This is a genomic window from Streptomyces sp. R35 (genome assembly GCF_041053035.1).
Taxonomy (GTDB): domain Bacteria; phylum Actinomycetota; class Actinomycetes; order Streptomycetales; family Streptomycetaceae; genus Streptomyces; species Streptomyces lutosisoli.
This window is the reverse complement of sequence record NZ_CP163440.1, coordinates 8,491,936-8,503,657: the sequence shown is the minus strand read 5'-3', so window position 1 is coordinate 8,503,657 and position 11,722 is coordinate 8,491,936. Positions and strand designations below refer to the sequence as shown.

11 protein-coding genes are annotated in these 11,722 nt (G+C 70.0%); 6 read left to right on the top strand and 5 right to left on the bottom strand.

The window, feature by feature from the left end; all coding sequences use genetic code 11:
- Positions 1 to 2 precede the first annotated feature (2 nt).
- A complete protein-coding gene (locus AB5J50_RS38255; protein ID WP_369263258.1) occupies positions 3 to 404 on the bottom strand; it encodes a MerR family transcriptional regulator in 402 nt (133 codons plus the stop codon).
- 98 nt (positions 405 to 502) lie between these two features.
- Between AB5J50_RS38255 and AB5J50_RS38250 the strand changes: the two genes are divergently transcribed.
- Both AB5J50_RS38250 and AB5J50_RS38245 read left to right on the top strand, forming a co-directional pair.
- Positions 503 to 1,306 (top strand): alpha/beta fold hydrolase, encoded by an 804-nt coding sequence (locus tag AB5J50_RS38250; RefSeq protein ID WP_369263256.1) that lies wholly within the window; start codon positions 503 to 505, stop codon positions 1,304 to 1,306.
- A complete protein-coding gene (locus tag AB5J50_RS38245) occupies positions 1,303 to 2,571 on the top strand; it encodes a cytochrome P450 (protein ID WP_369263255.1) in 1,269 nt (422 codons plus the stop codon). The genes AB5J50_RS38250 and AB5J50_RS38245 overlap by 4 nt, the downstream gene beginning before the upstream one ends.
- 13 nt (positions 2,572 to 2,584) lie before the next feature.
- On the opposite strand, the gene AB5J50_RS38240 is transcribed toward AB5J50_RS38245, so the two are convergent.
- A complete protein-coding gene (locus AB5J50_RS38240; protein WP_369263253.1) occupies positions 2,585 to 3,772 on the bottom strand; it encodes a damage-control phosphatase ARMT1 family protein in 1,188 nt (395 codons plus the stop codon).
- 95 nt (positions 3,773 to 3,867) lie between these two features.
- Positions 3,868 to 5,694, bottom strand: a complete 1,827-nt coding sequence (locus AB5J50_RS38235) for a S8 family serine peptidase (RefSeq protein WP_369263252.1) — start codon at positions 5,692 to 5,694, stop codon at positions 3,868 to 3,870.
- Positions 5,695 to 6,152: 458 nt separating this feature from the next.
- On the opposite strand from AB5J50_RS38235, the gene AB5J50_RS38230 reads away from it, so the two are divergent.
- A complete protein-coding gene (locus AB5J50_RS38230; RefSeq protein WP_369263250.1) occupies positions 6,153 to 7,091 on the top strand; it encodes a lytic polysaccharide monooxygenase in 939 nt (312 codons plus the stop codon).
- 73 nt (positions 7,092 to 7,164) lie between these two features.
- Here the strand turns inward: AB5J50_RS38230 and AB5J50_RS38225 are convergent, their stop codons facing one another.
- Positions 7,165 to 7,830, bottom strand: a complete 666-nt coding sequence (locus AB5J50_RS38225; RefSeq protein ID WP_369263248.1) for a Tat pathway signal sequence domain protein — start codon at positions 7,828 to 7,830, stop codon at positions 7,165 to 7,167.
- Positions 7,831 to 8,451: 621 nt separating this feature from the next.
- Here AB5J50_RS38225 and AB5J50_RS38220 point away from each other — a divergent pair.
- Both AB5J50_RS38220 and AB5J50_RS38215 read left to right on the top strand, forming a co-directional pair.
- Entirely contained in the window at positions 8,452 to 9,135 is a 684-nt protein-coding gene (locus AB5J50_RS38220) for a DUF6230 family protein (RefSeq protein WP_327432586.1), read from the top strand.
- Complete coding sequence (locus AB5J50_RS38215) at positions 9,135 to 9,539, top strand: DUF6114 domain-containing protein (protein ID WP_369263246.1); 405 nt, start codon at positions 9,135 to 9,137, stop codon at positions 9,537 to 9,539. Before AB5J50_RS38220 ends, AB5J50_RS38215 begins: the two co-directional genes overlap by 1 nt.
- A 49-nt stretch (positions 9,540 to 9,588) precedes the next feature.
- Here AB5J50_RS38215 and AB5J50_RS38210 read toward each other — a convergent pair whose 3' ends face one another.
- A complete protein-coding gene (locus tag AB5J50_RS38210; RefSeq protein ID WP_369263244.1) occupies positions 9,589 to 10,128 on the bottom strand; it encodes a hypothetical protein in 540 nt (179 codons plus the stop codon).
- Between the two features lie 265 nt (positions 10,129 to 10,393).
- Here AB5J50_RS38210 and AB5J50_RS38205 point away from each other — a divergent pair, with 265 nt between their 5' ends.
- The gene (locus AB5J50_RS38205) at positions 10,394 to 11,638 is read left to right on the top strand and encodes a cytochrome P450 (protein ID WP_369263243.1); all 1,245 of its coding nucleotides are present in this window, start codon (positions 10,394 to 10,396) and stop codon (positions 11,636 to 11,638) included.
- The last annotated feature ends 84 nt before the right edge of the window (positions 11,639 to 11,722 follow it).

The window sequence follows — 11,722 nt, the reverse complement described above, 5'->3', positions numbered from 1 at the left end:
CCTCAGTTCCTCTCATTCGCGGCCAGTGCGTTCCGTGTCCGCGTCACCTGCTCCGCCAGCCGCTCGCGCAGCTGCCGCAGTGCGCCGATACGCCGGTCCAGCTCGTCGAGCCGGTCGGTGGCCGTCTGCAACGCGCCTTCGCACAACGGGAGTTGACCGAGCGGTTCGTTCAGGCATCCGGTGTCCAGCGGCTCACGGATGTCGTCGACGGTCAGGCCCGCCCGCAGCAGGCCCTGGATGTTGGCGGCGCGGATCACGGCGGACTCGGCGTAGTCCCGGTAGCCGTTGGCCGCCCGTTCGGCGCGCAGCAGACCCTGCTGCTCGTAGTACCTGAGCGACCGAGTGCTGACGCCCGTCCTGCGGGACAGCTCCCCGATGCGCATGTCGATGGATTCCCTTCGCACGCCGCGACGCTACGACCTTGACACTAGCGTCAGGGTCAACACCCCAGCACCGTGTCCTCCCTCTTGCCGACCCGCGCCCGCCCGGTCACCGTGGTCGCATGACCTCCTTCGTGCTCCCCCATGAAGTGCACGGCGACGGCGCCCACAAGGTGTTCGCCGTGCACGGCTGGTTCGCCGACCGGTCCGCGTACGCGGCGGTGCTGCCGGATCTCGACCGCGAGACGTTCCAGTACGCGCTGGTCGATCTGCGCGGCTACGGGGAGGCGAAGGACGCGGTCGGCGCGTACACGACCGCCGAGGCCGCCGCCGATCTCGTCGAGCTGGCGGACCGGCTCGGCTGGGAGCGGTTCTCGGTGATCGGCCACTCGATGGGCGGTGCCGTGGCCCAGCGCCTGCTGGCCCTCGCCCCGGACCGGCTGCGCCGTCTGGTCGGCGTCTCTCCGGTGCCCGCGTCGGGGCTGCCGATGCCCGCGGATCAGTGGGAACTCTTCGCCGACGCCGCGCACAAGCCGGAGAACCGGCGCGCCATCATCGACTTCACGACCGGCAACCGCCGTCCCGCGGTCTGGCTCGACCGGATGGTCACGCGCTCGATCGCCCTGAGCGATGCAAAGGCGTTCCGTGCCTGGCTGGACTCCTGGGCCGGGGAGGACTTCCATGCCCAGGTCGAGGGGGCCGGGGTGCCCGCACTGGCCGTGACGGGCGCGCTGGATCCCGCGCTCTCGGCGGGCCTGATGCGGGAGACCTGGCAGAGCTGGTACCCGGGCGGCGAGGTGCACGAGCTGCTCGGGGCGGGCCACTACGCGATGGACGAGACCCCGCTGGAGTTGATCCGCGTCGTGGAGGCCTTCCTGCGCGATGACGGCGAACACCAGGGCGGGCACCAGGGCGGGCAGGCGTGAGCGTCGCACGGCAGACCGCGCCGCCCGTGCCGGACGTCTTCGATCCCCGGCGGTACGCCGACGGTGTCCCCCACACGGCGTACCGCACGCTCCGCGACCATCACCCGGTCGCCTGGCAGGACGAGCCCGACGTGCTCGGCTGGCCGGCGGGACCGGGGTTCTGGGCGGTGGCCCGGCACGCGGACGTGGTCCGGGTGCTGAAGGACTCGGCGACGTACTCCTCGTATCTCGGAGCGACCCAGATCCGCGATCCCGACCCGGACGATCTGCCGTTCATCCGGCGCATGATGCTCAATCAGGACCCCCCGGATCACGGCCGGTTGAGGCGACTGGTCAGCCGGGCGTTCACGCCGCGGCGCGTCGACCACTTCGAGTCGGTCGCGCGCGAGCGGGCCCGTACGCTGCTCGGGCGGGCGGTGGAGCAGGCCCGCGCGGGCGACGGCACCTGTGACCTTGTCGCCACCGTCACCGACGACTACGCCCTGCTGAACCTCGCCGACCTGCTCGGCGTGCCGGAGCGCGACCGGGGGCTGCTGCTGCACTGGACACAGCGCGTCATCGGCTACCAGGACCCCGACGAGGCGGGCGAACCCGTACTCGACGGGCGTGGCCGGCCCGTCAATCCGCGCTCCCCGGCGATGCTGCGGGACATGTTCGCGTACGCGCGGCAGCTGGCCCTCCACAAGAGCAACCATCCCGGCGACGACGTGCTGACCACCCTCGCCACCGACGCCGAACTCGCCCCCGCCGAGCTGGAGATGTTCTTCTTCCTGCTCACGGTCGCGGGCAACGACACCGTACGCAGCGCGGCTCCCGGAGGCCTGCTGGCACTGGCGGAGCATCCGGACGCGTACGAGGACCTACGCGCGGGCCGCGTCCAACTCGGCACAGCAGTGGACGAGTTGCTGCGCCGGCATCCTCCCGTCCTCAGCTTCCGCCGTACGGCGGCCGTCGACACCGAGCTGGCCGGGCAGCGAATCCGCGCGAACGACAAGGTGGTCGTCTTCCACGCCTCGGCCAACCACGACGAACGCGTCTTCACCGACCCGCACCGGCTCGACCTGGCCCGGAGCCCGAACCCGCACGTCTCCTTCGGCGACGGCCCGCACGTCTGCCTCGGCGCGCACTTCGCCCGCCTCCAACTCCGTGTGCTGTACGAGGAGACCTTGCGAGCCCTGCCGTCCCTCCGGACCGCCGGACCTCCCCGCCGTCTCGTCTCGAACTTCATCAACGGCCTCAAGTCACTGCCGCTACAGGTGACTTGAGACCGGGCCGCGTTCAGGTCCTGACCTGGATCAGCGCGTGTGTGCCGCTGGTGCGCCAGCGCTGTTCCTCGGCGGCGACGAGTGCGGCCTCGGTGCGGGCGTCGAGGCCGACGATCACGTCCGACTTCAGGGTGCGCAGGGCGGCCACCGGGCCGGGGAAGTACGCGGTGGGGATCGCGAAGGGCGTGGTGGCGGGGCGGAGGCGGTCGCCGATGAGGCGGCGGTAGTTCAGGTCGCCCTTCATGACGGTCACGTCGGCCGCCGCGAACTCCTGGCGCAGGTCGTCGGGCATGTCGGCGTACGGCAGCGGGGCGCAGGAGAAGGGGTGCGCCCGGAGCGTGATGCGGCCGTCGGTCAGGGCCGACCAGAGGCGGTGGCCCGACTGTCCGGCCGCTCCCTTCGCGGCGGTCAAGCGGCGCAACGCGTCGATCACGTCCGCCGTCGTGGCGTCCGAGACGTAGTACGGGTACGGCTTCACCTGAAGAACGGCCCGCTCGACGCGGCCGTGGCGGAGGAGATGGTCGATCAGGAGCAGGTCGGGGATGAGTTCCCGGCCCGCGTTGTCCGCGACCAGGCAGAGGGTGCCGCCGGCGAACATCGAGCGGAGCAACTCGCTGTCGTTCGCGACGAGTTGGAAGTCGGCCTGCTCCCCCACCCCGCCTGCCAGGCTGAAGCCGAGGTCCGCGCGGTTGCCCCACAGCGAGCCGTGCAGCAGCGCCTCCTCCTGGTCCTCGGCCGGCCGGAGGGCGAGTTCGTCGAGTGCGGCGAGTTCCTCGTCCGCCTCGGGGGTGTCGAGCTCCGCGAGTTTGAAGGGGCGGAAGGGGTCGATGCCCTTCCACGGTCCCGGGGCGAAGTAGCCGACGGCTTCGAGGAGTTGGCGGTAGAAGTAGCTCTCGGACCACAGGAAGGGCACGTCGAACCAGGAGCGGCCGAAGTACTCCCGCCCCCAGGTCTCCCACTGTTCGCGGTCCTCCGCTTCGGCTCCGAGGGGTTCGATGACGCCCTCGGAGCCGCTCTCCAGCAGGGCGTCGAGCGCGCGGCGCTGTTCGGGGCCGTACGGGAAGGCGTCCCGCACCTTTCGGATGAGCGCGGGATGCCGCTCGGCCAGCACGCTCCAGGGGAACGATCCCACCGTGTTGCTGAGGATCACGCTGGGGTCGCCAGGCTCGCTGGACTCGCTGGACTCGCTGGTCTCGGGCATGCGGCTCACCGTACCGGCTGAGCAGAAGGGGCCGGCCGACACGTTTCCGCGTCGGACGGCCCCTCCCCCCGTAGAGCTCAGCAGGTCGGCTGGGGTCAGAAGGTCAGCTTCCAGCTGTTGATCGTGCCGGTGTCCTGCGCGGCCGTGTCCTGGACGCGGAGCTTCCAGGTGCCGTTGGCCGTCTCACTGGAGGCGTCGACCGTATAGGTGGCGCTGACGTTGTCCGCCGAGTCCGAGGTGCTGGAGGACTTCAGGCGGTAGGTCGAACCGTCCGGGGCCACCAGGTCGATCACCAGGTCACCGCGGTAGGTGTGGGTGATGTCGACGCCGACCTGGAGGGTGGAGGGCGCGTTGCCGGTGCGGCCGCTGACCGTGATCGGGGACTCGACGGCGGAGCCGGCGTCCGGGATGGAGACGGCCGAGGTGCTGGAGAAGGTGGTGCCGCCGGTGGAGCCGCCGCTCGTCGCCACCGCCTGGACGGTCTTGGTGGCGTCCGCGAGGCCGGCGCCGCAGCCGCCCGAGCATGTGCCGGGCAGGGCACGGGCGTTGGTCTTGATGGCCGACTCGATCTGTGCCGGGGTCAGCGACGGGTTCGCCGACTTCATCAGCGCCACGAGGCCGACGATGTGCGGGGTGGCCATGCTGGTGCCCTGGTAGTACGCGTACGACTCCGTGGACGCGGTCTTCGTGCCGGAGTTGAGCGTGGAGTAGATGCCGTTGGCGGTGGCGGTGCTCATGTCGCCGCCCGGGGCCGAGATGTCGACGATCGAGCCGTAGTTGGAGTACGAGGCCCGGGAGCCGCTGCGGCCGGTCGCGGCGACGGTGATGACGTTGCTGCAGCTCGCCGGGGAGTACTTGGAGGCGTTGTCGTTGTCGTTGCCCGCCGCGACGACGACCGTCGTACCGCGGTTCACGGCGCCGTTGATGGCGGTCTGGGTGGCGGAGGTGCAGGCACCGGAGCCGCCGAGGCTCATGTTGATGACCTTGGCGACGTTGGTGTTGGCCGGGATGCCGGACACCGTGCCGCCGGACGCCCAGGTGATGGCGTCGATGATGTCGGAGTCGTAGCCACCGCACTTGCCGAGGACGCGCAGCGGGGAGATCTTCGCGTTGTACGCGATGCCCGCGACGCCCTTGCTGTTGTTGGTGACGGCGGCGATGGTGCCCGCGACATGGGTGCCGTGCCAGGAGGAGCTGCTGGAGCCGGTGCCCGTGCCGCACTCGTCGGTCGCGTACCAGTCGCCCGGGTCGGCCGGGTTGCTGTCGCGTCCGTCGCCGTCGACCGAGACCGCCGTGTCGGAGATGAAGTCGTAGCCGCCGACGATGTTCGCGGCGACGTCGGAGTGCGCCACGTAACCGGTGTCGATGACGGCGACGGTCACGCCGCTGCCGGTGGAGGTGGACCAGGCACCCGGGACGCGCATGCCCGCCGTGGACTCGAACAGGTCCCACTGCTTGCTGTACTCGGTGTCGTTCGGGTCCGCCTGCGGCTTGTTCAGCCGGTCCGGGACGACGTACGCGACCTGCGGGTCGGCCTGGTACTGCGCGATGACGTCGGCGACGTCCGCCTTCTTGAGCTCGGCGCCGAGGTCGACCAGGGCCGCACCGGTGCCCAGACGGCGCTGGAAGTCGAGGTCCTCGCCCGCCTTCTTGCCCTTTGCCTCGGCGTCGGCGTCGGCGGCCTTGTTGGACTTCGCCTCGGCGGCGCCGGACTTGTAGCCGACGATCAGGCGCTCGGCGGGCGCGGCGGCGGCCTGCGCGGCGGGGGTGACGTCCGCCTTCTCCGTGGCGGTGGAGGTAGAGGGGGACGACGTGGACGTCTGGGCGGCCACCGTGGTGGTCATTCCGGCCAGCAGGGCGGCGGATATCGCGGCGACGGAGATCAGCTTCCGTCGGGCGTCGCGGGTGGGGGAGGGACGCAAGGGCTTGCCTTTCGGGGCCGGCTCCGGGCAGCGCGGTGCGATTGCGGAGCAGCGGTCGATTCGCTTCGTCGTCGAAGCGGCGGGGGGTGCAGAACCAGAAAGCGGCGCGGTGGCCGGCCATGCGTGTACGACCCGGTGAGGGGTTACCTGTGGGTCGGCTGTGCTCGAACGATAAGCAAAGAGCAGGTAAGAGAGATATAGGGGAAACCCTCGATCTGGCTGGTAACCGACCCTCACATGCGGCCAGTTCGCCGGAAGGTTCCGTTTCGCACCTATCGCGGCGGTGCCGTACGGCACCGCACCCCCGCTCTGAACGTACGGCCGCGTGGACCCGTACTTCACGGTGCCCCGAGCGAGGAGTACGTCCATGCCGCGCGCGGTGGCTTCCGCCTGACGGCGCTCAGCCATGGCGGCGGAACCCCGATCCGCTTCGCCGACGTACCGAGGAGACCCACCGGATGACTGCCTACCGCACCGCCACCGCGGCCGCTGTCGCCGTGGCGGCTCCGCTGCTCCTCGCGACCTGGGCCGCGGGACCCGCCCAGGCGCACGGCGCGCCGACGTATCCGGTCAGCCGGGTGGCGGCGTGCTCGCCCGAGGGCGGCAGTCTGATCCGGACCGCGGCCTGCAAGGCGGCGATCGCCGTGAACGGCGCGCCCTTCACGGCCTGGGACAACCTCCGGGTGGCCGGCGTCAACGGCAGGGACCGCCAGGTGATCCCCGACGGGCAGTTGTGCAGCGGGGGCCTCGCCGCCTACAAGGGCCTCGACCTCGCCCGCGCGGACTGGCCGTCGACGCGGTTGACTCCCGGCGGCACCTTCACCCTCACGTACAGCTCGACGATTCCGCACACGGGGACCTTCAAGCTGTTTCTGACCAAGCCGGGTTACGACCCGGCCCGGCCCCTGAAGTGGTCCGACCTGCCGGCGCAGCCGTTCGCCACGGCCACCGACCCGGCTCTGGTGAACGGCGCCTACCGCATCAAGGCCACGCTGCCGTCCGACCGGACCGGCCGTCAGATGCTCTACACGATCTGGCAGAACTCGAGCACGACGGATACGTACTACTCGTGCTCGGACGTGGTGCTGTCGGGCGGGCACGCGACGCCGACGCCCACGCGGCAGGCGGGGACGAGCGCCGAGGGCACCCAGAAGACGACGGCACCGGCCGGGCAGGAACCCACTCCCACGCCGACGACCGCTTCGCCGTCACCGACGACCGCCTCGCCGACGCTGGTGACCACGTCACCGGCCGAGGCGACCGCTCCGGATCACCTGGCACCGGCCGCCGACAGCACTTCGGGCGGCAGCAGCGCCGCGCTCCCCCTCATCGCCGGGGGAACGGCGGCGCTGCTTCTCACCGCGGGCGCCGCCGTCTCACTCCGGCGCCGCCGCTGAATCGACCGGGCCCGAAGGCCGAGTTGAACTCAGGTCTCGAATAGGTCCGAGTTGAACTCAGGCCTCGAATCGGTCAGTTGACGTAGACCGAAGGGCTGCCGGACTGGCTGGTGTCCTGGACGGGCGCGTACTTGGCGGTGAAGTAGCCGCTGCTGAAGCACAGGGACGAGCCGGAGGTCTTCGCGAACTGCTGATTGGTGAAGGCGATGCTGTTGTCCGTGTTGCTCGCCGTGCCGGACAGACTGGACGCCTGGTAGACGCAGGTGATGCTGCCCAGCAGGGTGCGCAGCTTGACCGTGGTCTGAATGACGGAGCCGGCGGCCGGAGTGACGGTGACGGTGCCGTCGGAGGCCACCGTGGTGGTGTACGGCAGGTTGTCGACCGTGATGCTGGTGACGCCGAGCACGCCGACGACGTTGCTGGTGCAAGTGCTGCTGTCGAAGGTGTGCCCGGTGAGCGACTCGGTCGCCGTACCGGGGGCCGCCGGGTTGTCGGTGACGGTGGCGGTGAAGGTCGACGCGGAGCAGGAGACGCCGCTCGTGCCGGTGCTGCTGGAGTAGAGCGTGGCCGCGGTGCCGCTCGCCAGCGAGGCGCTGAGGACGTCACCGGTGGCCACGGCGGTTCCGCCGGCGCTGCCGGTGGTGAGCACCGGGGTGTCGGCCGCGGAGGCGGGGACGGTCGCGGACACCGAGAGGGCCGCGGCGACGCCGACAAGGGCAAGGAGGGATCGAGTACGCATGGGGGGTGCCTCTTCTCCGAAGGGGGGTGTGGGGTGCCTTGGTGCAGGTGTGCGTGCGGGACATGCGTGTGCGGGGGTGAACGAGGAGACCGCTGCCGGTCCGTGGCGCCTTCTCCGTACGCCACGGGCCGGCAGCGACAGCCGGGCGACCGGGCACGGCCCAGGGGGAAGGCGACCGTGCCGGTGCCGCGGGGTGGGGGGTGGGATGAAGTGGCGCTCCGCGCGTTCAGACGTGTCACGGCATGCCCCGGGAAGGGGTGGGGGCCGGGAGGTGACCTGCGCGTCGCGCAATGGATCCGGCGCCACGGATCCATGGGAAACAAGGGAGAGTTGTAGACCTGATGAATGGTCAACGTCAAGGCGTGGCAAGGAAGTTGAAGGTCAACGCGGCCCTGTCGCCGTGTCGTGTTCACAGGTGCGGCACAACCAACACCCTTTTCCCACAAGTCCCTTGACCCGCGAATGTAACCCCGGGTAACTTCCTCGGCGGCTACTGCTGCGTAACCAGAAAGCCCTTGCCCGAGCCGGGAGAGGTGAGGGGCGTGCGCGGCAGCCGCTGTCCGCGCCAGGACAACGGGCCACTGGACCCCTACCCGCATCGCACATGCCCAGGGAGCAGACATGGCCTCGTCCTCGGACGCCACGGCGTCCAACGGTTCCAGCCCCGAGACCCCCGAGAACACAGAAAGCGGTTCAGCCGCCGGCGGTCCGGACAGACGCGGGCGGGTTCGCCTGCGCCGCGCCGCCGTGATGGCGGTGCCCGCCACCGCGATCGCCGCGGGATTGATGATCCTCACCGCCCAGGGCGCGCTCGGCGTCCAGTTCGCCATCTCCGGCATGCCGTTCACGGTCACCGCGACGGAGCTCAACGGCACGGGCTTCGAGCAGTTCGGCGGCCTCGACAACATGGCGGACGACAGCCCGAACGCCGGCGACACCGGCGGCCAGGTCCTGATCGTCACCTCGGCGATCAAGAGCGCGACGCTCACCAAGCTCTGCCAGAGCGTCGACCTGGGCGGTACGAACCTGCTCATCACGGCGGGCAGTGGAGCGGACAAGGTGGAGGCGAGCCACCTCACCACCGACTCGACGGAGCTGTCGGGCGACGCGTCCTTCGGCAACATCGAGATCGGCAACGACGCCAGCACACTCGACAAGGCCGGAGTCCAGGGTCCCAAGGGAGTGTTCAGCCAGCAGGCCGACACCGTGCACATCGGGAACCTGCGGCAGACCAACTATGCGACCACGGCAGCGGTGTTCAAGCTCCCCGGTCTCAAGCTCCGCTTCAGCGACTCGGGTTGCTGATGTCCTCCGTCCGGAACCTGAGATCCGGTTTCCGGCAGTGGCGCGCGCACCGCCCCTTCTGGGGCGGGCTGCTGCTCACTCTGGCCGGGGCGGAGATCCTCCTCACCGAGAAGGCGTCCCTGAAGGTCGTCATGCACATCGGCATGCAGGGCCTGGCGGGCTATCTGCTCCCCACCCTGATGCTGCTGTGCGGCCTGCTGATCCTCTTCAACCCGGCCCAGCGGCTCTTCTACTCCCTCCTGGGCATCCTGCTCTCTCTCGGCACCTGGCTCACCTCCAACCTCGGCGGCTTCCTCATCGGCCTCCTGCTCGGAGCCATCGGCAGCTGCCTCACCTTCGGCTGGCTCCCGGACCAGGAGCCGCGCCGGCGGCGGTTGCGGTTGCGCCCGCGCCGAACGGGGTAGCGAGACCTGCCCGCCGCTCAAGGCGGGTATGGCCCACAACTCCTCGCGGCTACTCCGTTGGGGGCCGTGGCGGATACCCGGGGGGCGGTGGCGGGGACTGCCGGGACGCCTGCCCCGGTCGCGTCCTCGCGGCCAGCACAAGGGACAGAATGAGAAATATCAAGGTTGCCAGGGCGAAAAAGGAACCGAGCCAGAGACCGACCCCGATGGAGCCCACACTTATCCCGGTGACTTGCTGATTGAAGTTGATCAGGTCGCCCACGTCGCCGAGTTTCATGATGTAGACCACCAGAAGACAGCTCGCGGGAATCAGAGCCACGGGCGCGTATTTCCTGTCCACCGCCAGAGCCATGAATTCCAGCGCGAGAACGGCGGTCACCATGACGATGATCAGTGCGGGTCCAGCAGCCTGCATGCCTGTACCGAAGGCGTTGGGACTGACGTAGCCCGATATCCAGGGAACGAAGAGCATGAGGAAGCTGAGCAAGGCAGTTGCCGCCGAAGCCAGCAACGGCCAGTCGCGGGATATCTCCAGGGAAATATGGAGGCCTTTCCCCTTCGGAGAGGAAGGGGCGGCATAGTGCGTCATGACGATCCTCCTCCGCACCGCCCGCCACCCTCAGGGTCGCAGGGCAGGGGGCACTGCCTTCAGACTGCGCGCGTCGCGGCACTTCTGCAATTTCCGAGCACCACTCCCCCTCACCGACTGGCCTGTACGCGCAGGGAAGTTGCCCCCGTACGCGCGGGGAAGTTGCCCTAGTACGCACCGGACGCCCAGGCGGTCTCGCTGAGGCACCATACCCTCGCGTAGCGTGACGTGCCGTATCGACGTTCGCGGGCCAGGGAGGCTCCACGTGGGAAATCCAAGTCCCTTAGTGATCGACGTGACCGGGCGCGACATTCACCGAGAAGCCGCCCGCATCCGCGAGGCCGGCCCGGTGACGCGGGTGGCGCTGCCCGGTGGTGTGGAGGCCTGGGCGGTGAGCAGTCCGGAGTTGCTCAAGCGGCTGCTGACCGACCCCCGGGTGTCCAAGGACGCCCGGCAGCACTGGCCCCGGTTCGCCCGCGGAGAGATCACGCCGGAGTGGCCGCTGTTCACATGGGTCGCCGTACGGAACATGTTCACCACGTACGGCGGCGAGCACAAACGTCTGCGCGTTCTGGTCTCCAAGGCGTTCACCGCACGCCGGACGGCCGCGCTCCAGCCGCGCATCGAGGAGATCACCGCGCAACTGCTGGACCGGATCGAGGAGGCCGGGCGCGGATCCCGGGCCGTCGATCTGCGCGAGGGGTTCTGCTACCCGCTGCCGATCCAGGTGATCAGCGAGCTGTTCGGCCTGCCCGAGGAGCGGGGACCCGAGCTGCGACGGCTGGTGGACCGCCTCTTCGACACCTCCGCCGACCCGGGTGAGATGACCGCCGCGTACGAGCGGTTGTACGTCGTCCTGGCCGAACTCGTCGCCGCCAAGCGGGAGTCGCCCGGTGACGACCTCACCACCGGCCTGATCGCGGCCCGCGACGAGGAGGGTGACACCCGGCTGAGCGAGCAGGAACTGCTCGACACCCTGGTGCTGATGATCAGCGCGGGGCACGAGACCACGGTCAACCTCATCGACAACGCCGTCCACGCTCTGCTCACCCATCCCGAGCAGCTCGCGGCGGTGCGGGACGGCCGGGCCTCGTGGGAGGACGTCGTCGAGGAGACGCTGCGGGTCGACGCCCCGGTCGCCAGCCTGCCGCTGCGGTACGCCGTGGAGGACCTCGACATCGCCGAACTGGGCGGTCCGGATGGGGCGTTCATCGGGAAGGGCGAGGCCATTCTGGTCGCGTACGCCGCCGCCGGACGCGACCCCGAGCGGCACGGAAAGGACGCCGACCGCTTCGACGTCACCCGCGCCGACAAGGAACACCTCGCCTTCGGCCACGGCGTGCACCACTGCCTCGGCGCCCCGCTGGGCCGCCTGGAGGCCCGGATCGCGCTCCCGGCACTCTTCGAGCGGTTCCCTGACCTCCAACTCGCCGTCCTTCAGGAGGAATTGCGGCCGGTGGACTCCTTCATCTCCAATGGCCACCGCACCCTCCCTGTGCGGGTCTCCTGATCACTCGCCCGCTCCCGCCTCAACAGAGAGCGGATCCCAACCCCGCAGCGTGAGCGACGGCTTGAGGCGAGACGCGATGGCCTT

Bases quoted from the DNA above. Each gene is read 5' to 3' on its own strand.
- AB5J50_RS38220 (WP_327432586.1), top strand. From the start codon at position 8,452: ATGGCCTCGTCCTCGGACGCCACGGCGTCCAACGGTTCCAGCCCCGAG.
- AB5J50_RS38230 (WP_369263250.1), top strand. From the start codon at position 6,153: ATGACTGCCTACCGCACCGCCACCGCGGCCGCTGTCGCCGTGGCGGCT.
- AB5J50_RS38250 (WP_369263256.1), top strand. From the start codon at position 503: ATGACCTCCTTCGTGCTCCCCCATGAAGTGCACGGCGACGGCGCCCAC.
- AB5J50_RS38225 (WP_369263248.1), bottom strand. From the start codon at position 7,830: ATGCGTACTCGATCCCTCCTTGCCCTTGTCGGCGTCGCCGCGGCCCTC.
- AB5J50_RS38240 (WP_369263253.1), bottom strand. From the start codon at position 3,772: ATGCCCGAGACCAGCGAGTCCAGCGAGTCCAGCGAGCCTGGCGACCCC.
- AB5J50_RS38215 (WP_369263246.1), top strand. From the start codon at position 9,135: ATGTCCTCCGTCCGGAACCTGAGATCCGGTTTCCGGCAGTGGCGCGCG.
- AB5J50_RS38210 (WP_369263244.1), bottom strand. From the start codon at position 10,128: ATGACGCACTATGCCGCCCCTTCCTCTCCGAAGGGGAAAGGCCTCCAT.